Annotated in this window: 16 protein-coding genes; 7 read left to right on the plus strand and 9 right to left on the minus strand. The window is 72.4% G+C overall.

Features of this window, described 5'->3' with window-relative positions:
* Nucleotides 1-72 precede the first annotated feature (72 nt).
* Genes ABZ915_RS40605 through ABZ915_RS40620 form a run of 4 tightly spaced genes read right to left on the minus strand, consistent with a single transcriptional unit; the run spans nucleotide 73 to nucleotide 4,845 of the window.
* Nucleotides 73-1,923: a HAMP domain-containing sensor histidine kinase gene (locus tag ABZ915_RS40605; RefSeq protein WP_361813921.1), complete on the minus strand. Its 1,851-nt coding sequence runs from the start codon at nucleotides 1,921-1,923 to the stop codon at nucleotides 73-75.
* Nucleotides 1,920-2,618 (minus strand): response regulator transcription factor, encoded by a 699-nt coding sequence (locus ABZ915_RS40610; protein WP_361813923.1) that lies wholly within the window; start codon nucleotides 2,616-2,618, stop codon nucleotides 1,920-1,922. Before ABZ915_RS40610 ends, ABZ915_RS40605 begins: the two co-directional genes overlap by 4 nt.
* Nucleotides 2,619-2,637: 19 nt before the next feature.
* Nucleotides 2,638-3,375 carry a L,D-transpeptidase family protein gene (locus ABZ915_RS40615; RefSeq protein ID WP_361813925.1) on the minus strand — a complete coding sequence of 246 codons (738 nt, stop codon included), beginning with the start codon at nucleotides 3,373-3,375 and terminating at the stop codon, nucleotides 2,638-2,640.
* Nucleotides 3,376-3,417: 42 nt separating this feature from the next.
* Entirely contained in the window at nucleotides 3,418-4,845 is a 1,428-nt protein-coding gene (locus tag ABZ915_RS40620; RefSeq protein ID WP_361813927.1) for a M1 family metallopeptidase, read from the minus strand.
* A 165-nt stretch (nucleotides 4,846-5,010) separates the two neighbouring features.
* On the opposite strand from ABZ915_RS40620, the gene ABZ915_RS40625 reads away from it, so the two are divergent.
* Nucleotides 5,011-5,361, plus strand: a complete 351-nt coding sequence (locus ABZ915_RS40625; RefSeq protein WP_361813929.1) for a DUF488 family protein — start codon at nucleotides 5,011-5,013, stop codon at nucleotides 5,359-5,361.
* 30 nt (nucleotides 5,362-5,391) lie between these two features.
* On the opposite strand, the gene ABZ915_RS40630 is transcribed toward ABZ915_RS40625, so the two are convergent.
* Together ABZ915_RS40630 and ABZ915_RS40635 are read right to left on the minus strand one after the other, a co-directional pair.
* Nucleotides 5,392-7,065, minus strand: a complete 1,674-nt coding sequence (locus tag ABZ915_RS40630; protein WP_361813931.1) for an FAD-binding dehydrogenase — start codon at nucleotides 7,063-7,065, stop codon at nucleotides 5,392-5,394.
* Between the two features lie 18 nt (nucleotides 7,066-7,083).
* Entirely contained in the window at nucleotides 7,084-7,725 is a 642-nt protein-coding gene (locus ABZ915_RS40635) for a TetR/AcrR family transcriptional regulator (protein WP_361813933.1), read from the minus strand.
* Nucleotides 7,726-7,846: 121 nt separating this feature from the next.
* On the opposite strand from ABZ915_RS40635, the gene ABZ915_RS40640 reads away from it, so the two are divergent.
* The 3 genes from ABZ915_RS40640 to ABZ915_RS40650 all read left to right on the plus strand — a co-directional run bounded on the left by ABZ915_RS40640 (nucleotide 7,847) and on the right by ABZ915_RS40650 (nucleotide 10,820).
* Nucleotides 7,847-8,479, plus strand: a complete 633-nt coding sequence (locus ABZ915_RS40640; protein ID WP_361813935.1) for an alpha-ketoglutarate-dependent dioxygenase AlkB — start codon at nucleotides 7,847-7,849, stop codon at nucleotides 8,477-8,479.
* 342 nt (nucleotides 8,480-8,821) lie between these two features.
* The gene (locus ABZ915_RS40645) at nucleotides 8,822-9,574 is read left to right on the plus strand and encodes an MBL fold metallo-hydrolase (protein ID WP_361813937.1); all 753 of its coding nucleotides are present in this window, start codon (nucleotides 8,822-8,824) and stop codon (nucleotides 9,572-9,574) included.
* A gap of 10 nt (nucleotides 9,575-9,584) precedes the next feature.
* Nucleotides 9,585-10,820 carry a DUF4032 domain-containing protein gene (locus ABZ915_RS40650; RefSeq protein ID WP_361813939.1) on the plus strand — a complete coding sequence of 412 codons (1,236 nt, stop codon included), beginning with the start codon at nucleotides 9,585-9,587 and terminating at the stop codon, nucleotides 10,818-10,820.
* Nucleotides 10,821-10,848: 28 nt separating this feature from the next.
* On the opposite strand, the gene ABZ915_RS40655 is transcribed toward ABZ915_RS40650, so the two are convergent.
* Nucleotides 10,849-11,712: a universal stress protein gene (locus ABZ915_RS40655; protein ID WP_361813941.1), complete on the minus strand. Its 864-nt coding sequence runs from the start codon at nucleotides 11,710-11,712 to the stop codon at nucleotides 10,849-10,851.
* Nucleotides 11,713-11,874: 162 nt separating this feature from the next.
* Here ABZ915_RS40655 and ABZ915_RS40660 point away from each other — a divergent pair, with 162 nt between their 5' ends.
* From ABZ915_RS40660 to ABZ915_RS40670, 3 genes are read left to right on the plus strand one after another with little or no spacing between them, the layout of a single operon-like run.
* Nucleotides 11,875-13,551 carry an FAD-dependent oxidoreductase gene (locus tag ABZ915_RS40660; RefSeq protein WP_361813943.1) on the plus strand — a complete coding sequence of 559 codons (1,677 nt, stop codon included), beginning with the start codon at nucleotides 11,875-11,877 and terminating at the stop codon, nucleotides 13,549-13,551.
* The gene (locus ABZ915_RS40665; protein WP_361813945.1) at nucleotides 13,548-14,996 is read left to right on the plus strand and encodes an ATP-binding protein; all 1,449 of its coding nucleotides are present in this window, start codon (nucleotides 13,548-13,550) and stop codon (nucleotides 14,994-14,996) included. Before ABZ915_RS40660 ends, ABZ915_RS40665 begins: the two co-directional genes overlap by 4 nt.
* Nucleotides 14,993-15,343: a UBP-type zinc finger domain-containing protein gene (locus tag ABZ915_RS40670; RefSeq protein ID WP_361813947.1), complete on the plus strand. Its 351-nt coding sequence runs from the start codon at nucleotides 14,993-14,995 to the stop codon at nucleotides 15,341-15,343. The genes ABZ915_RS40665 and ABZ915_RS40670 overlap by 4 nt, the downstream gene beginning before the upstream one ends.
* Here the strand turns inward: ABZ915_RS40670 and ABZ915_RS40675 are convergent.
* Both ABZ915_RS40675 and ABZ915_RS40680 read right to left on the minus strand, forming a co-directional pair.
* Nucleotides 15,267-16,562, minus strand: a complete 1,296-nt coding sequence (locus tag ABZ915_RS40675) for an SGNH/GDSL hydrolase family protein (protein WP_361813949.1) — start codon at nucleotides 16,560-16,562, stop codon at nucleotides 15,267-15,269. The genes ABZ915_RS40670 and ABZ915_RS40675 overlap by 77 nt on opposite strands.
* Nucleotides 16,559-18,904 (minus strand): glycoside hydrolase N-terminal domain-containing protein, encoded by a 2,346-nt coding sequence (locus ABZ915_RS40680; protein WP_361813951.1) that lies wholly within the window; start codon nucleotides 18,902-18,904, stop codon nucleotides 16,559-16,561. Before ABZ915_RS40680 ends, ABZ915_RS40675 begins: the two co-directional genes overlap by 4 nt.
* Nucleotide 18,905 lies beyond the last annotated feature (1 nt).

Below are 18,905 nucleotides of genomic sequence, written 5' to 3' on the forward strand. Positions count from 1 at the left end.
GGGGTACCCACACGGCGCGGATGAAAGCGGAGGCAGCGCGTCCGCCGCGCTGTCCCACCGCGCCGTCCCCCCTCACTGATCGTCCGGCGGCGGCACGCCGGGCAGCCGCAGCGTGAAGACGGCGCCCGCTCCGGGCTCGCTCCCCGCCTCCGCGGTACCGCCGTGCGCGGCGACCAGATGACGGACGATGGCCAGTCCCAGCCCGCTGCCGCCGGTACGCCGGCTGCGGGACTTCTCGGCCCGCCAGAACCGGTCGAAGACGTGCGGCAGGTCGTCCGGCGCGATGCCGGTGCCGGTGTCGGCCACGGTGAAGACGACCCGGTCGCCGTCGCGGCGGGCGGCCAGGGTGACGGTGCCGTCGGCGGGCGTGTGCCGCAGGGCGTTGGAGACGAGGTTGCCGAGCGCCTGCCGCATCCGCACCGGGTCGGCGTCCAGCCACGGCTTTCCGTCGCCCTCGGCCCAGGGCTCCGTGCGCAGGGTGACCCCGGCGGCGTCGGCGGCGACCCGGTGGGCGGCGGCGACCTGGTCGAGCAGGTCGTCGGAGCGGACCGGCTCACGGTGCAGGCGCAGGGTGCCCGCGTCGGCGGCGGCCAGGTCCTGGAGGTCGTCGATGATCCGCTGGAGCACCACGGCTTCCTCGTGCAGCGAGGAGAGCAGCGCCGGATCGGGGGCGACGACGCCGTCCCGGGTGACCTCCAGCCAGCCGCGGATGTTCGTCAGCGGACTGCGCAGTTCGTGCGCGATGTCGCTGACCATGGCCTTGCGCTGGGCCTCCAGCCGCTCACGGCGCTCGGTCAGGTCGTTGAACGCCTCCGCGAGGATGCCGGTCTCGTCCCGGGTGGTCACCGGGACCCGTACATGCAGCTCGGGCGGCTGCTGGGCGGCCGCGGTCAGCGCGCGCAGGGGCCGTACCAGCCGGACGGCGACCACCGCGGTCACGGCGACGGTGACGGCGAGGACCAGCCCGGCCGCGCCGACGATCTTGGCCTTGTTGGCCGGGGACATGTCGAACCGGGGCGCCGGCCGGTCGCCGATGCCGAGGAACAGTTCGGCGGCGGGTGCCACATAGGGGTCGAGCTGTGCGCGCAGCGCGCTGTCGGCGCAGGGCTGCGCCTGTCGTGCGGACTTCGTCTTGCCCAGCTTGTCGAACCCCGCCACGACGTACCGGTTCGGCTTGGCCGGGTCGGGTGAGACGAATTCCGGTCTGCCGAAGTCGTGGCCGTTGCGCAGCAGACAGGTTCTGGTGCCTTCGGCGAGCGCGTCGACGGCCTTCTTCTCGGTGGCGGTGGGGGTGATCAGCATGTAGTAGCCGCACTCCTCCGGCAGGTAGGCCGACCGCGGGCTCCCGTCGGAGTCGCTGAGGACGGGGCGTCCGCCGGGGGCCCGCCGGACCGTGACCTCGACGCCCTGCGAGGCGTAGCACTGCCGCATCTTGTCCGCGAGGGCGTCCATCCGCTCGCGTTCGCCCGTCGTGAGCCGGTACGGGCCGACGGCACGCGGATCGACGCCGCTGAGCTGTGCGCCGGGCTCGCTGTAGGTGTCGGTGTGCAGGGGGTCGACCGTGGCGGCGGCGCCCAGCGGCAGGGCGGTGCCGTGCGGGGCGGAGTCGGCGATCAGGACGCGGTCGGCGGTGGTCAGGGCGATGCGCCGGCCCGTCTTCACGGCCAGGGCGCGGACGGTGCCGTCGACCCCCTTCCAGCTCGGGTGAGTGGCGGCGTATCCGCTGAGCCGGGCCAGGATCTTCATGTCGGCGGCGAGGTCCTGCCCCTGCTCCTCGCGCAGCGCGCTGGTGGTGGTGGTCACGGCCAGCCAGGCCGTGGCCGCCACGGAGCACACGGCGATCAGGGCGGACACGGACAGCAGCCGGACCAGCAGCCGTTTGCGTACGGGGATGCGCCGCTTCCGGGGCTGCCCTCGCCTCACGGACGGCCGCCGCTGAGTTTGTAGCCGACGCCGAACACGGTCAGCAGCCGTACCGGGTGGCGCGGGTCGGCCTCGATCTTCTTGCGCAGGTTCATGATGTGGACGTCGACGGCCCGCTCGGTGGAGGCCCGGTCGAGACCACGGGTGAATTGCAGCAACTGCCTCCGGGTGAAAACCCGTTCCGGTTCACCGGCCATGGCCAGCAGGATCTGGAACTCGGCCGGGGTGCACTCCACCGGCAGCCCGTCGCAGCGCACCTCGTGCCGCCTCGGGTCGACGGCGATCCCGCCGGCGCGTACGACGGGGTCCTCCGGTACGTCGACGGCTCGCCCGCTGCGCCGCAGGACCGTGCGGATACGGGCCATCAGCTCGCGCGGGCTGTACGGCTTGGTCATGTAGTCGTCGGCGCCCAGCTCCAGGCCGAGCAGGAGGTCGTCCTCCTCGGAGCGGGCCGTCAGCATCAGCACGGGCGTGTTGTCGTCGCTGGAGCGCAGCACCCGGCACACCCCGAAGCCGTCGACCACCGGCAGCATCAGGTCCAGGACCACGAGGTCGGGTCTCAGGCTGCGGGCGGCGTCCAGCGCGGCGGCCCCGTCGTGGACCACGGTCGCGGTGTGGCCCTCCGCGAGCAGGGAACGGCGTATCAGTTCGGCCTGCATCTCGTCGTCCTCGGCGACCAGCACATGTGCGCACATTCGGCGGATCCTAAGCCGGTCAGAGGGCGAGCCAGTCGGCGTACCCCATGACGACGACGGGGTGCCGGCCCGGGTCCAGGGTGTGCAGCAGGTCCTTCATGTGGGCCTTGGCGACGCTGACGCAGCCGTGCGTGGGGCCGCCGTGGTCGACGTGGATCCAGATGCCGCCGCCGCGGTCCGCGCCGAGGGGGCGGGTCCAGTCGAGGGGCGAGGTGCCGGGCCGGCGGTTGTAGTTGATGGCGATGACGTAGTCGAAGGCGCCGTCGAGCGGCTCGCCCTCGAAGCCGGTGCCGGGTGAACTGAACCCGCCCGACCGGGTGTACGGCAACCGGCTGCCGGGGTCGGGGAGCAGGCCGCCGGAGTCGGTGAGGGAGTAGACGCCGAGGGGTGAGCGCAGATCCCCGGCCATGTGGTGGTCGCTCCAGCCCCGCAGGGCGTTGTGCGCGGGCCAGCTCGGGCCTGCCTCCCAGCCGAGGTCGGTGTTTTTGTACAACACCACGGTGGACTGCGGTGAGTTCTTGCCGCGTCCGGTCACGACGATCGCCTGCCGTGACCGGCCGGGTATCGCCGCCGTCAGTTTCGGCCCGAGGCCGGGTATGCGCTGCGGGGCGGCCTGCGCGGTGACCCCCGGTGCGGGCGTGGCCGGCCGCGGCGGGGCGGCGGTCGTCCAGCGGGGGTTCGCCGCGGCACCGCCGCCGCAGCCACTGAGCACGAAGGGGGTCGCGAGCAGTGCGACGGCGGTCCTGCGATTGATCATGAGTCGAACCTTGGCCGACAGTTGTGAGGAACTGGTCAGCTTCTAGGATCGTCCGGGCTTACCGGGTTGGTAGAGCCAGGTGTTGAACAACGTGTGGAGGTCCTTGCCCGATACCCGCTCGGCCAGCGCGACGAACTGTGCGGTGGTGCCGTGCCCGTCGCGCCGCTCGGCCGTCCAGGCGCGCAGGATGCGGAAGAACGTGGAGTCGCCGACGGCCCGCCGCAGTTCGTGCAGGGTCATGGCGCCGCGGTCGTAGACGGGGGTGTCGAAGATGTGCTCGCCGCTGCCGGGGTTGCCGGGCGGGAACGCCCACAGGCTGTTGCTCGCCGGGCGGGTGTAGAGCGCGTCGAAGGACTTCTGTGCGCTGTCGCCGCCGTGCTGCTCGCTGTAGAGCCACTCGGCGTAGGTGGCGAAGCCCTCGTTGAGCCAGATGTCCTTCCAGGTGGTGAGCGAGACGGAGTCGCCGAACCACTGGTGGGCGTTCTCGTGGACGAGGGTGCTCACGTCGGGTGCCCGGTCGTAGACGGGCCGGGACTGGGTCTCCAGGGCGTAGCCGACGCTGTGCGCGTGGTCGACGATCGAGCCGGCGGCGCGGAAGGGGTAGGGGCCGAAGACCTTTCTCTCCCACTCCAGGACGGACGGCAGCTTCTTCAGCACGGGCGCGGCGGCGCTCGCCTCGCGGGAGTCGACGGCGTTGTACACCTGGATGCCGTCGCGGGTGGTGTACCGCTCGACCTTGAACTTGCCGACGGTGGCGGTCGCCAGGTAGGCGGCCATCGGCTCGGTCTGGCGCCAGCGGAAGGTGGTCCTGCCGTGGGCGGTGGACTGCCCGAGGAGGACGCCGTTGGAGACGGCGGTGCGGCCCTGGGGAACGGTGACGGTGATGTCGTAGGAGGACTTGTCCTGGGGGTGGTTGTTCGCCGGGAACCAGGTCATCGCGCCCTGTGGCTCGCCGGCGACGAACGCGCCGTCGTCGGTGCGGATCCAGCCGTCCGCGGAGCCGTCCGGGTCGGTGACCGACTCGGGGGTGCCCTGGTAGGCGACGGTGACCTTGAAGTCCTGGCCCTCGCGCAGGGCGTGGCGCGGGGTGACGACGAGTTCCTGGCCGTTCCTGCTGAATCCGGCGGTACGGCCGTCGACCGTGAGGCCGGTGACGTTCAGGCCCTTGAAGTCGAGGTCGAAGCGGGCCAGCCGCTGGGTGGCGCGGGCGGTGAGGACCGCCTTGCCCCGCAGCTCCCGGGTGCCGGTCTCGTAACGGAGCGTCAATCCGTAGTGCCGGACGTGGTAGCCGCCGTTGCCCGCGAGCGGGAAGTACGGGTCGCCCACGCCGGACGAGCCGTTGGTCCCGGCCGCGGCGGGCCCGGCTGCCGCGACCAGCGCCGCGAGGGCGAGGGGGACGGTGGTGAGCACCGCCCGGCGGCTCAGGACAGCTGTGCGTCTTGCGGCGGCCTGCTGTCGGGGTGACGTCACATGCGCTCCTTGTGGGGTGGCTGTGATCAATTACCGACACACTAGGCGCGTCACCGCTCGCTTTTCACCCTCCTTCAGGTCAAGTCACGCCGCGTCGCCGACGGGGCGGCGGGTGTCGCCGCAGTACGCTCGCGGCACCGATCGCGACCCGAGAGGGGCCCCACCGTGAGCGTGCGCGTGCGCCGGATCTACGAAACACCCGAGCCCGACGACGGCCTGCGCGTCCTGGTCGACCGGCTCTGGCCGCGCGGCGTGTCCAAGGACGCGGCGCACGTGGACGAGTGGCCCAAGGGCCTCACCCCGTCGGACGAGCTGCGCCGCTGGTACCACGGCGGCGAGGGCTCGTACGAGGAGTTCCGGCAGCGGTACGAGGCGGAGCTGGACGCCCCCGAGGCCGCCGAACTCCTCGACGGCCTCAGGGAGTCGGCCCGCAAGGGGCCGGTCACCCTCGTCACCGCGTCCAAGAACCTGGAGGAGGGCCATGTCGCGGTACTGGCCCGGCTGCTGGGCAAGTGACGTGCGGTCACTCCCGGGGTCGACGGTGTCTCAGGCCGTCTGCCGGGCCGCCGCCCGGCCCGCGGCCCGGCCCGAGAACAGGCAGCCGCCGAGGAAGGTGCCCTCCAGCGCGTTGTAGCCGTGGACACCGCCGCCGCCGAAGCCGGCCACCTCGCCCGCCGCGTACAGCCCGCCGATCGGCTGACCGTCGGCGCCCAGGGCGCGGGAGTCCAGGTCGGTCTGGATGCCGCCGAGGGTCTTGCGGGTCAGGACGTGCAGCTTGACGCCGATCAGCGGTCCGGCCGCCGGGTCGAGGATGCGGTGCGGGGTCGCGACCCGGCCGAGGCGGTCGCCGATGTAGCGGCGGGCGTTGCGGATGCCCTGGACCTGGGAGTCCTTGCTGTAGGGGTTGGCGATCTGGAGGTCGCGGGCCTCGATCTGGCGCCGTACCTCGGCCGCGTCCAACAGCGGCTTGTCCGTCAGCCCGTTCATCTTCTCCACGAGCTTCTCGAGGGTGTCGGCGGTCACGAAGTCGGCGCCGTGGCGCACGAAGTCCCGCACCGGGCCGGGGGCGCCCTTGCCGAGGAGGCGGTCGCGCAGGACGGCCTTGCGGTCCTTCGCGGTGATGTCGGGGTTCTGTTCGGAGCCCGACAGCGCGAACTCCTTCTCGATGATCTTGCGGGTGAGGATGAACCACGAGTGGTCGTGGCCCGCGATGTCCTCGGTGGTGCGCAGGTGTTCGAGCGTACTGAGCGTGTCGTAACCGGGCAGGCAGGGGTCCGGCAGGCGGCGGCCGAGGGCGTCCAGCCACAGGGAGGACGGGCCGGGCAGGATCCGGATGCCGTGGCCGGGCCAGATCGGGTTCCAGTTCTGGATGCCCTCGGTGTAGTGCCACATGCGGTCCCGGTTGACCAGCCGTACGCCCGCCTCGGCGCTGATGTCGAGCATGCGGCCGTCGACGTAGGCGGGGACGCCGGTGACCATCTCGGCGGGGGGCGTGCCGAGCCGCTCGGGCCAGTAGCGGCGGACGATGTCGTGGTTGCCGCCGATGCCGCCGCTGGTGACGATCACGGCCTGGGCGGTCAGCTCGAAGTCGCCGACGCGGTCGCGGTTGGAGGCCACGCCGCGCGGCGAGTCGTCGTCGGCCAGGACCGTGCCGCGCACCCCGCGTACCGTCCCGTCCTCGATGACCAGCTCGTCCACCCGGTGCCGGTGGTGGAAGGTGAGCAGCCCGTCGCGGGCGGCCTGCTCGGCGTACCGTGCGAAGGGCTCGACGACGCCGGTGCCGGTGCCCCAGGCGATGTGGAAGCGGGGTACGGAGTTGCCGTGCCCGTCGGCCCGCAGGCCGCCGCGCTCGGCCCAGCCGACCGTGGGCAGCAGCGTGATGCCGTGCCCCCCGAGCCAGGACCGCTTCTCCCCCGCCGCCCACTCGACGTAGGCGCGCGCCCAGCGCACCGCCCAGGAGTCCTCGTCGTCGTGCCGGTCGAACCCGGCACTGCCCTGCCAGTCGTTCCAGGCGAGGTCGAAGGAGTCCTTGATGCCGAGGACGCGCTGCTCCGGGGAGTCGACGAGGAAGAGCCCGCCGAAGGACCAGAACGCCTGGCCGCCGAGGTTGGCGGCGTTCTCCTGGTCGAGCAGGGCGACCCGCCGGCCCCGGCTGGTGAGTTCGTGCGCCGCGACCAGGCCCGCGAGGCCCGCTCCGACGACGATGACGTCCGCGTCCATGACGACCGTTTTCCTTCCCTATACGACTCGTTCGGGGGCGCTGCCACCGGTCAGCAGCGCGGTCAGCAGTTGCCCCAGCCAGGCTCGGGCGGCCTCCACGTCCCGGTCCAGCAGGAGTTGCGTGGTGACTCCGTCGTACGCGGCGACCACGGCGTGGGCGGCACCCTCGGCGTCGCCGAGCACGGCGGGGAGTTCGGTGTGGCCCCGGGCCCGGGAGAGCCGGTCGGCGATCGCCCGGCGCAGTCGGGTCCGGTGTTCCAGGAGGGCGTGGGCGACGTCCGGGTCCCGGGCGGCGTGCACCAGGAAGTCCGTCTTCACCAGCAGCCAGTCCACGTCGAGCAGCAGCACCTCGGTGACCCGGTCCACGGAGGCGGGCACGTCGAGGTCGGGTCCGTCGAGGGCGAGGGCGTCCGCCACCTGTCCGGCGATGAGGTCGGCCCGCACCCGGTAGAGGGCGAAGAACAGCTCGTCCAGGGTGGCGAAGTTGGAGTAGAAGGCGCCCCTGCTGAAGCCGGCGGCCTCGCAGACCTCCTCGATCGAGACCCGGCCGAAGCCCTTGGCGGCGAACACGGTGAACGCGGCGTCGAGCAGCCTGGCCCGGGTGTGCACCCGGCGCCTGGTGACGCGCTTGGCCGCCGTCTCCTCCACTGCCGTGCCCACCTCCCGTTCGATACACGAATGTATCCGATACATCTCTGTATCCAAAGACCTGCGGAACCCTTCGGTCGACCCCGCTTCGATCATGGGAACATATTTTCGATTCAGGGGTACGCTGGACCCCATGGCCACGCACCACCTCCAGGGCTCCCTCTTCGACCAGACCGACGAGCTGCGGCTGGGCCCCCTGGGCGGCCTGCGCCGCACCGAGCTGGGCTCCGGCGCCTGGATCGACGTGCTGCCCGGCTGGCTGAGCGGCGCAGACGCGCTGTTCGAACAGCTGGCGGCCGAGGTGCCGTGGCGCGCCGAGCGCCGCAAGATGTACGACAACGTGGTGGCCGTACCGCGCCTGCTCGCCTTCTACGGCGCCGACGACCCGCTGCCGCACCCCGTGCTCGCCGAGGCCCGCGGCGCGCTCTCCCGGCACTACGCCGACGAGCTGGGCGAGCCGTTCACCACCGCCGGGCTGTGCTTCTACCGCGACGGCCGGGACAGCGTGGCCTGGCACGGCGACCGGATCGGGCGGGGCGCGCATGCGGACACCATGGTGGCGATCCTGTCCGTGGGCGCGCCCCGGGACCTGCTGCTGCGCCCGGCACACAGGGGCGGCGCGAGCGTCCGGCGACCGCTGGGCCACGGCGACCTGATCGTCATGGGCGGTTCCTGCCAGCGGACCTGGGAGCACTGTATCCCCAAGACCACCCGGGCCACGGGCCCACGCATCAGCGTCCAGTTCCGCCCGCACGGCGTGCACTGAGCCGGACGGAACGCGGTCGTCCCCCGGCCCGCGAGCGCCTGCTGCGCCTCGGGGGTGCCGCTGGTCGTCGACGCGCTCGCCCTGAATCCCCTCCCCCAATGGCTGCGACTGCGCGCGGCCGGCTGGTGCTGGGTGCCGGCGATCCTCGGGTGGCTCGACCGGCCGCGCGCCCGGCCGGAGGAGGACCCGCGGCGGCCGGACCAGGGCGTACCTGACCGTCGCCGCCCTGCCGCTGTACGTGCCGCACCGGCGCCGGCATGCGGGCCGCCCCGCGGGCCGCCGCGCCCGCGTGATCTGCTTTGCTGTCCCCGACGGTCAGGCACCTCACCACCGGGGACGCACATGCGGGCAGACGTACGCCAGGTCGCCGACGGCACCTACCTGGTGCACGGCAGCGACACCAACTGGGTGATCCTCCGGGACGGCGACGCGTTCACGCTGGTGGACACCGGCTACCCCGGCGACCGGCAGCGGTTGCTCGCCTCCCTCGAAGCGGTGGGCGGCGGGCCCGAGGCCGTCGTGGCCGTGCTGATCACCCACGCCCACAACGACCACATCGGCTCGGCCGAGTACCTGCGCACCGCCCACGGCACGCCCGTCCTCCTCCACCCGGCCGAAGTCCCGCACGCCCGCCGGGACTTCCTCCAGCAGGTGTCCGTGGGCGAGGTGCTGCGCAACGCCTGGCGGCCGGGCGTGCTGCCGTGGGCGGTGCGGGTGCTGCGCTCCGGCGGCACCGAACAGCATCCCGTGACCGCTCCGCAGGCGTTCCCGGCCGACGGCCCGCTCGACCTGCCGGGCGGGCCCGTCCCCGTGCACACGCCGGGCCACACCGACGGGCACTGCGTCTACCACCTGCCCGGGACGGGCGTCCTCGTCTCCGGCGACGCCCTGGCGAGCGGACACAGCACCTCTCGCGTCCGGGGTCCGCACCTGCTGCCCGGCATGTTCCACCACGAGCGGGCCCGCGCGGTCTCCTCGCTGGAGACCATCGAACGCCTCGACGGTGACATCCTGCTGCCGGGGCACGGACCGGTCCACCACGGGCCGGTACCGGAAGCCGCCCGACTGGCGCGGGAACGCGCCCAGGCCTCTTGAGGTTCCTGACATGGCCTTGCAGATCAGCGCCACCAACCCGGAGCACCCCGCGCTCCTGCTCGAACTCCCCTGGGGCACGCCCCTGGAGGAGTGGCCCGAGAAGTACCTCGTACCGCTGCCCCGGGGCATCTCGCGGCACGTCGTGCGGTACGCCCGGGCCGGGGACGAGGTGATCGCCGTCAAGGAACTCGCGGAGCGGCCCGCGCTGCGCGAGTACGAGCTGCTGCGCGACCTGGACCGGCTGGGCATCCCCGCGGTGGATCCCCTCGCGGTGATCACCGGGCGCACCGGCCGGACGGGCGACCCGCTGGAGCCGGTGCTGATCACCCGGCACCTGGGCGGCTCGATGCCGTACCGCTCGATGTTCGAGACGACCATGCGCCCGGCCACCATGCACCGTCTGATGGACGCCCTGGCGGTGCTGCTGGTGCGGCTGCACCTGGCCGGGTTCGCCTGGGGCGACTGCTCGCTGTCCAACACGCTGTTCCGGCGGGACGCGGGCGCCTACGCGGCCTACCTGGTGGACGCCGAGACCGGTGATCTGCACCCGCGGCTCAGCCCCGGCCAGCGGGAGTACGACCTGGACCTCGCCCGTGTGAACATCAGCGGCGAGCTGCTGGACCTGGAGGCTTCGGGCGCGCTGCACCCGTCGGTGGACCCCGTCGAGTTCGGTCACGAGATCTGCACCCGGTACCGCGGCCTGTGGGAGGAGCTGACCCGCATCTCCGTGTATCCGGCGGGCAAGTACCACTACATAGAGCGGCGCATACGCCGGCTCAACGACCTCGGTTTCGACGTGGCCGAGATGCAGATCGAGCACTCCTCCACCGGCGACACGGTCACCTTCGTGCCGAAGGTCGTCGACGCCGGCCACCACCAGCGCCAGTTGCTGCGCCTGACCGGCCTGGACACCGAGGAGAACCAGGCGCGGCGGCTGCTGAACGACCTGGAGAGCTGGATGGCCACCCAGGACGACTACGCCCCGGGCGACCCCCTCGCCGCCCGCCCCGAGGTGCTGGCCCACCGCTGGGTGCGGGACGTGTTCCGGCCCACCGTGCGCGCCGTGCCCCACGATCTGCGCGGCTCCATGGACCCGGCGGAGATCTACCACGAGCTGCTGGAACACCGCTGGTACCTCTCCGAGCGGGCCCAGCACGACATCGGTCTGGACACGGCCGTCGAGGACTACATCGAGAACGTCCTGCCCAAGGCCCGTACGACACTGGAACCCACCGTCCCCGAGTAGGGCCGGTCGGTCCCGGAGCAGGGCCGGGTCAGTCGTGCGGGACGACGGCCACCGGGCACTCCGCGTGGTGCAGCACTCCGTGCGCCACCGAGCCGATCCGGGCGCCGACCGCCGTGAGATGCGCGCGGCGCCCCACGACCATCAGCTGGGCCCGGCCGGCCACCGACAGCAGCACCTGTCCCGCGCTGCCCATCTCCACCTGCTCGGCCACCGGCACCTCGGGGAACCGCTGCTGCCACGGCTTCAGCGCCTCGGCGAGCGCCTTCCGCTCGTACGGCTCCAGCCCCCCGGCCTCGTCCAGCAGCTTGAGCGAGCCGGGGCTGTAGGCGAACACGGGCGGCAGGGTCCAGGCGCGTACGGCCCGGAGGGTGGCACCGCGGGCCGCCGCCGCCTCGAAGGCGAAGCGCAGGGCCGCGGCGCTGTCCTCGGGGCCGCCCTGCTGCCCCACGACGACGTCCCGTCCGGCCGCCTCACCCGACGGCCGGTCCCCCGCGCGCACCAGCACCACGGGCCGCGTGGTCTCCGCGATCACCTGCTGCCCGACGGAACCCAGCAGGAACCCGACGACGGCGCCGTGCCCGCGTGAACCCAGCACCAGCATCTCCGCCTCGGCCGCGGCCGCGACCAGCGACTCCACCGTCCCGCCCTCGACTGCCTCGGTCGTCACGGTCAGTTCCGGATGCCGCTCGGCGACGGTCCGCACGGCCTCAGCCAGCGCCGCGGTCACCCACCCGGCCTGGGTGTCCCGGTCGGCGCCGCCCACGGCCTCGTGCCCCCAGGCGTGCACCACCCGCAGCGGCAGCCCCCGGCGTACGGCCTCCCGACCGGCCCAGGCCACTGCGGCGAGGCCCTCCTCCGTGCCGTCGAACCCTGCCGTGATCGGGCGTGCCATGTCCGGGCCTCCTCGTGGATCGCGCCTTGTACGGGTCAGTCTCCCTCGGTGGGCCGAGGCGCTGTACTCGGAGCGCACTGTCCGCGCCGTCCCTGAGCGCGGCGCGGGGATCGAACATACGATGGGCGGGAACCGGTGCCGTGACAACGGGGTGGGAGACGAATGACACAGGCCGCCGACACAGCGCGGACCGTCATCCTGACCGTGGACGACGACCCGGGGGTCTCCCGTGCCGTCGCCCGTGACCTCAGGAGGCGCTACGGAGAGTCCTACCGGATCGTGCGCGCCGAGTCCGGGGAGTCCGCGCTGGACGCGCTGCGCGAACTGAAGCTGCGCGGCGACCTGGTCGCGGTGATCCTGGCCGACTACCGGATGCCGCAGATGAACGGCATCGAGTTCCTGGAACAGGCCCTGGACGTGTATCCGGGCGCGCGGCGCGTGCTGCTGACGGCGTACGCGGACACCAACGCGGCGATCGACGCGATCAACGTCGTCGACCTCGACCACTACCTGCTCAAGCCGTGGGACCCCCCGGAGGAGAAGCTCTATCCGGTGCTGGACGATCTGCTTCAGGCGTGGCGGCACAGCGACTACCGGGCGGTGGCCAGCACCAAGGTCGTCGGGCACCGGTGGTCGGCGAGGTCCTCGGACGTGCGCGAGTTCCTGGCCCGCAACCAGGTGCCGTACCGCTGGTACTCGGTCGAGGAGCTGGAGGGGCAGCGGCTGCTGGCCGTGGCCGGGCAGGACGGGCAGCGGCTGCCGCTGGTGATCACCCCGGACGGTACGGTCCTGGTCGAGCCGGAGGCGCCCGAGCTGGCCGCGCGGGTGGGGCTGGCGACGACCCCGACGGCCGACTTCTACGACCTCGTGGTCATCGGCGGTGGTCCGGCGGGGCTGGGCGCGGCCGTGTACGGGGCCTCCGAGGGCCTGCGGACCGTGCTCGTGGAGCGGTCGGCGACCGGCGGGCAGGCCGGGCAGAGTTCGCGGATCGAGAACTACCTCGGCTTCCCGGACGGCGTCTCCGGTGCCCAGCTCACCGACCGGGCACGGCGGCAGGCGGCCAAGTTCGGCGCCGAGATGCTCACCGCGCGCGAGGTGACGGCACTGGAGGTCAACGGGGCGGCGCGCGTCGTACGGTTCGCCGACGGCTCGGCGATCGCGGCGCACAGCATCATCCTGGCGACGGGCGTGCAGTACCGGCAGCTGGAGGCCGCCGGCTGTAACGACCTGACCGGGTGCGGGGTGTTCTACGGCTCGGCGCTGACCGAGGCCGCCGCCTGCCAGGGGCACGACGTGTACATCGTCGGCGGCGCCAACTCGGCGGGTCAGGCGGCGATGTACCTGTCCAGGTTCGCCAAGTCGGTGACGCTGCTGGTGCGCGGCCCCGACCTGGCGGCGTCGATGTCGCACTACCTGATCCAGCAGATCGACGAGGCCCCGAACATCTCGGTGCGCAGCCACACGGTGGTCGACGCCGCGCAAGGCTCCGACCGCCTGGAGCGGCTGACGCTGCGTGATGTGGCCACCGGGGAGGTCGAACAGGTCGACGCCCAGTGGATGTTCGTGTTCATCGGGGCCGCTCCGCTCACCGACTGGCTGGGCGAGACGGTGCTGCGCGACGGGCGGGGCTTCATCCTGGCCGGACCCGACCTGGGCGCCGACGGCCGGCCGCCGGCGGGCTGGGAGCTGGAGCGGCCGCCGTACCACCTGGAGACCAGCGTGCCCGGCGTGTTCGTGGCGGGGGACGCCCGCGCCGAGTCCGCCAAGCGGGTCGCGTCCGCCGTCGGAGAGGGAGCCATGGCCGTGATGCTCGTCCACCGTTACCTGGAGCAGTCGTGAGCGGGCAGCCGATGCCGTGCAGTCCGCAGGAGGTCGCCTCGCTCTTCCTGTTCGAGAAGCTCGCCCCCGAGCAGCTCGGGCGGCTGTGCGCCGCGGGCCGGGTCGAGCTGTACCAGCCCGGCCCGGTGTACACCGAGGGTGATCCGGCGACCTGCTTCTACGTGATGATCGAGGGCACGGTGGTGCTCTCCCGCCGGGTCGGCGGCGACGACGTGGAGGTCATCCGGACCTCGCAGCGCGGGGTGTACTCCGGCGCCATGCAGGCCTACATCCGGGACCGGGTGCGGCAGGTGTACAACAACTCGATGCGGGTGACGGAGCCGACGCGCTTCTTCGTGCTGCCGGCCGACACCTTCGCCGAGATCATGAGCGAGTGGTTCCCGATGGCCGTCCACCTGCTGGAGGGGCTGTTCTTCGGGACGAAGAGCACGCAGGCCGCGATCGGGCAGCGTGAACGCCTGCTGGCGCTCGGCTCGTTGTCGGCCGGTCTCACGCACGAGCTCAACAACCCCGCGGCGGCGGCCGTCCGGGCCACGGCGACGCTGCGGGAGCGGGTGGCCAAGATGCGGCACAAGCTCGCCGTGATCGCCGAGGGGCCGTTCTCCCGTGAGCAGTTGGCGGATCTGATCGAGATCCAGGAGCGCACGGCCGAGCGGGTCGCCAAGGCTCCGGTGCTCAGCCCGCTGGAGGCCTCGGACCGGGAGGACGCCCTCTCCGACTGGCTGGAGGGCCGCGGCATCGACTACGGCTGGCAGCTCGCGCCGACCTTCGTGCAGGCCGGGCTCGACATCGACTGGCTGGAGCAGGTCGCGGCGGCCGTGGGCGAGGAGATCCTGCCCGGGGCCGTCGGCTGGCTCAACTACACCATCGAGACCGAGCTGTTGATGAACGAGATCGACGACTCCACCAACCGCATCTCGCACCTCGTCGACGCCGCCAAGCAGTACTCGCAGCTGGACCGCGCGCCCTACCGGGTCGTGGACGTCCACGAACTCCTCGACAGCACCCTGCTGATGCTGTCGGGCAAGATCGGCCCGCGCATCGGGGTCGTCAAGGAGTACGACCGCACCCTCCCGGAGATCCCCGCCTATCCGGCGGAGCTCAACCAGGTGTGGACCAACCTCATCGACAACGCGGTCTCGGCCATCAACGACGCGGGCGGGGACGGCACCCTGACCGTGCGGACCGCGCTGGACCACGAGCGGCTCCTGGTGGAGTTCCGGGACACGGGTCCCGGGGTCCCGGCGGAGATCCGCGGCCGCATCTTCGACCCCTTCTTCACCACCAAGCCGGTGGGCCAGGGCACCGGGCTGGGTCTGGACATCTCCTGGCGGATCGTCGTCAACAAGCACCACGGCACCCTCCAGGTGGAGTCGGTGCCGGGCGACACCCGCTTCCAGGTCCTGCTCCCCCTGACCGCCGAGACGCCCGAGGAGGCAGCATGAGCGGCGAGTCCGCGATCGACCCGAGTGTGCCGCCGAGCGGCAATGGCTGCGTGGAGTGCGACGAGGCGGGCGGCTGGTGGTTCCATCTGCGGCGCTGCGCGACGTGCGGGCACATCGGCTGCTGCGACGACTCCCCCGCCAAGCACGCCACCGCCCACCACCGCGCCACCGGCCACCCGGTGATCCGCAGCTTCGAGCCGGGCGAGGCCTGGTTCTGGAACTACGACACCAACGAGGTGTACGACTCCGGTCCCGAGCTGGCCCCGCCGGTCAGTCACCCGGCGGACCAGCCCGTGCCGGGGCCCGCGGGACGGGTCCCGGCCGACTGGGCGAAGACGCTGCGCTGAGTATCTGGCGGCCGGCGCAGTCGAGGGTGTTCAGGTCGACCGCGTCGGCCATCGCCTGCATGCCCTTGTCGTTGGGGTGGAGGTGGTCGCCGCCGTCGAGGAACGGCAGCACGCGCTCCGGGTCGTAGGGGCTGCGCAGGACGTGGTCGAAGTCGGTGACCGCGTCGAACTCCCCGCTGGTGCGGATGAATTCGTTGACTTCCTGCCGTACGGCCTCCCCCGCCGGGTCCCATTCGGGCCAGCCCTTGAAGGGGCCGACGGTCGCGCCGACCACGCATTTCCCGGCCGCGTGCGCCCGGTCGGCGATCTCCCGGTACCCGGCGATCAGGTCCTGGGCGGTGACGCCGGTGTGGGCCTTGATGTCGTTGACGCCCTCGAAGAGGAAGACGGTCCGCGCCCCGGGCTGGGACAGGACGTCCCGGTCCAGCCGGTGCAGAGCACTCTGTCCGGCACCGTCGGCCAGGACCATGTTGCCGGAGATCCCCTCGTTGGCCACCCCCTGGAGCGGGCCGCCGGCCGCGTGGAGGCGCCGGGCGAGGTAGTCGGGCCAGCGGCGGTCGAAGTCGGTGGTGGACTGCCAGCCGTCGGTGATGGAGTCACCGAGGGCGACGACGGCGCCGGTGGCCGCGTGCGGCGGCCGTACGGAGACGGCGTCGAGGTAGAACCAGGAGCCGGTCGTGCCGCTCCAGTGGGCGGCGCTCTCCTCCCCGGTGTGGTCGCCCTGGGTGACGTACGAGGTCTGCATGGCCATGCCGTGACCGGTGGCGGGGCCCGCCGCGTCCGCGCTGTGCAGGCTCACCACCAGGTCGGTCGCGGGGGCCAGGCCGCCGGAGAGCGGATCGCTCCAGACGGTGGCGCCCGCCGGTACGGTGACCGTGCGGGCGCCGTCGAAGGTGAGCCGCCGGTTGCTGCCCCGCCGTAGCGCGGCACCCTGGTCCTGGACCCCCGCGTAGACGCTGTCGAGGGTCAGCGGCCGGTCGCCGAAGGCGTTGGAGAGACGGATCCGCAGGCCGCTCCCGGCGGCGCTGGTGTGCACGACCAGCCGGTAGGAGCGGTCGGCGACGCCGTCGCCCAGCCGGTCGGCGCTCGCCGCCCAGGTGACGACGGCACCGTGCGGGATGACCGTGCCCGATGCCCGGGCGGGCGCCGTCTGGCAGGCGAGGAGGGTCAGCAGGACGGCCGCGAGGCGGCAGCTCCGCGCGCCGCGGCGGGTCGTCATCGGGCGAGGTCCTTCAGTGTGACGGACTCGCCGGGGCGCAGGGTGACCGTCCGGGAGGTGCCCCCGTACGCCACCTCGGTCCTCCGGCCCCCGACGCTCCGGATCCGGGCCTCGGTCGGCTTGCCGTGCTTCCAGCGCAGGTCGACGACGAAGCCGCCCCGCGCCCCCGCTCCGGTGACCGAACCGGAGGCGGCCCAGGCGTCGGGCAGGGCGGGCAGGAGTTCCAGGTGACCGGGGCGGGAGTACAGCAGCATCTCCAGGATCGCGGTCGGGGTGCCGAAGTTGGCGTCGATCTGGAAGATGCCCCGGCCCTGCTCGACCTCGTAGATGTCGAAGAGGTTGGGTGAGCTGCCGTTGCTGCCGTCGCTGGACGGGCGGAGGTTCCGGACGACGAGCTGGTAGGCCTTGTCGGCGTTCTTCAGCCGGGCCCAGCACAGGGCGCGCCAGGCGTTGGCCCAGCCGAAGCTGTCCATGCCGCGTGCGGTGAGCAGGGCGGTGGCGCCCTTGACGATGTCGTCCGGGGTGGAGCCGTCGGGGCGGATCCGGTCGCCGGGGAAGAGGTTGAAGAGCGGCGAGAGGTGGCGGTGGGTGGTCTCGCCGAGGTTGTCCGGGGACATCCACTCCTCCAGCCAGCCGGTCTTGGGGCTCACCACCGGCAGGTAGAGGCGTTCGCGCAGTCCGCCGATGGTGGCGGCGTATCCAGCATCCCTCTTCAGCTCGGCGGCCGCAGTACGGAAGTTGCCGAACAGGATCCAGACCTGTTCCTGGGCATAGGTGTTGCCCTTGGCATCCTGCGGCCCATGCTCCGGCGACCAGTCATGGTCCGCGATCAGCACCTCCTTCCCGTTGTCCAGGGTGGTGGTGAGCAGTCGGGCCTCCCAGAACTGGCAGGCGCCCTTGAGGAGGGGGTAGATCTTCTCCAGGTGGGTGCGGGAGCGCGTGAACTCGTAGTGCTCCCAGAGGTTCTGGCACAGCCAGGCGTTGCCCGCCGGGTGCCACCACCAGCCGAGTCCGCCATAGGGGTTGGTGGAGAAGGCGACGGTCCAGCCGGCGGCCTTCCCGGTGGAGTTGCGGTAGCGGTTGCGGGAGTCCTGGAACAGCCGGTGGGTGAGGTCGGTCCAGGACGGGAGCTGGTCGACGCAGTAGTCGGTGAAGGCGTCGAAGCACTGCGACAGGCCCAGCCGGTCGGCCATCCAGTAGTTCATCTGGATGTTGATGTCGGTGTGGTAGTCGCCCATCCAGTCCGGGTCGTTGCCGTCCAGCCAGACCCCCTGGAGGCCCATCGGCAGACTGTCGCGCGACCCGGCGATCATCAGATACCGGCCGAACTGTGCGTAGGCGGCCTCCAGTTCGGGGTCGGGATCTCCGGTGTCGAAGCGGGCCTGGATCCGCTCCCAGGTGTCCAGCTCGCGCTGCTGTGCCGTCGAGGTGCCGAGCGACAGGTCGAACTGCCCGAACAGGGCCCGGTGGTCGGCCGCGTGGGTACGCAGCAGCGAGTCCGCCGAGTGCCGGGCGGCCGCCTCGGCCTTGGTGCGGGCCAGCGTCGGCGGATCGAGCGACGGGTCACGGTAGTGGGCGGCGGCGTCCGGGGCGTAGTTGGTGCCGCCGCTCAGGACGACGGTCAGTTCCCGGCAGTCGGTGAAGGTGATGTGCGAGCCGCTCACGCGTACGCTGCCGCCGCTGCCGTGGGCGCTGATGGCGGCCCCGTACTTCAGCCCGTTGGCGAAGGACCCGGCGAACGAGTCGGCCTTGCCGCCGGTCTCCCCGTGCGTGCCTTCGAGGGTGATGGTCCCGGTGTAGCGCCCGCCGCCGTCCTGGCCGAAGTGCAGGACGATCACGTCGTCGGGGCGGCTGGCGAACACCTGCCGCCGGTAGGTCACCCCGGAGCGGACGTACGACGTCGTCACCACGCCGTTGCCGAGGTCGAGGGCACGGCGGTAGCCGGAGACGGCGCCCAGGTCGTGGTCGGGGATCTCGACGGTGAGCCGGGCGAGCAGGGTGAGCGAGCCGAAGTCGGCGCGGCCGTAGGGGAACTGGCCGTCGGAGTCGAGGGTGTCGTTGAGCCCGCCGGTCCACAGGGTGGCGTCGGTGACCAGAAGGAGCTCACGACCGGGGTCGTTGCTCGCGAGGGCACCGAGCCGGCCGTTGCCGACGGGCAGGCCCTGCTCGATCATCGAGCCGCCGTCGGCGGGCGCCTGCCACCAGAGCTGATGACGGGACGAGATGAGCGGCTCGGAGGACCGCGAGGGGGCGGCGGTCGCGGTGAAGGAGGGAAGCCCGGAGAGGGCTCCGGTGGCGGCGGCGAGGGCGAGAAGGCCGCGTCGGCTGGGGTGGTTGTCCATG

Source organism: Streptomyces sp. NPDC046915 (assembly GCF_040644935.1).
Taxonomy (GTDB): domain Bacteria; phylum Actinomycetota; class Actinomycetes; order Streptomycetales; family Streptomycetaceae; genus Streptomyces.

Coding starts and splice junctions, on each gene's coding strand:
- ABZ915_RS40610 (WP_361813923.1), bottom strand. CDS start 2,618: ATGTGCGCACATGTGCTGGTCGCCGAGGACGACGAGATGCAGGCCGAA.
- ABZ915_RS40615 (WP_361813925.1), bottom strand. CDS start 3,375: ATGATCAATCGCAGGACCGCCGTCGCACTGCTCGCGACCCCCTTCGTG.
- ABZ915_RS40630 (WP_361813931.1), bottom strand. CDS start 7,065: ATGGACGCGGACGTCATCGTCGTCGGAGCGGGCCTCGCGGGCCTGGTC.
- ABZ915_RS40640 (WP_361813935.1), top strand. CDS start 7,847: ATGGCCACGCACCACCTCCAGGGCTCCCTCTTCGACCAGACCGACGAG.
- ABZ915_RS40645 (WP_361813937.1), top strand. CDS start 8,822: ATGCGGGCAGACGTACGCCAGGTCGCCGACGGCACCTACCTGGTGCAC.
- ABZ915_RS40650 (WP_361813939.1), top strand. CDS start 9,585: ATGGCCTTGCAGATCAGCGCCACCAACCCGGAGCACCCCGCGCTCCTG.
- ABZ915_RS40655 (WP_361813941.1), bottom strand. CDS start 11,712: ATGGCACGCCCGATCACGGCAGGGTTCGACGGCACGGAGGAGGGCCTC.
- ABZ915_RS40660 (WP_361813943.1), top strand. CDS start 11,875: ATGACACAGGCCGCCGACACAGCGCGGACCGTCATCCTGACCGTGGAC.
- ABZ915_RS40670 (WP_361813947.1), top strand. CDS start 14,993: ATGAGCGGCGAGTCCGCGATCGACCCGAGTGTGCCGCCGAGCGGCAAT.
- ABZ915_RS40675 (WP_361813949.1), bottom strand. CDS start 16,562: ATGACGACCCGCCGCGGCGCGCGGAGCTGCCGCCTCGCGGCCGTCCTG.
- ABZ915_RS40680 (WP_361813951.1), bottom strand. CDS start 18,904: ATGGACAACCACCCCAGCCGACGCGGCCTTCTCGCCCTCGCCGCCGCC.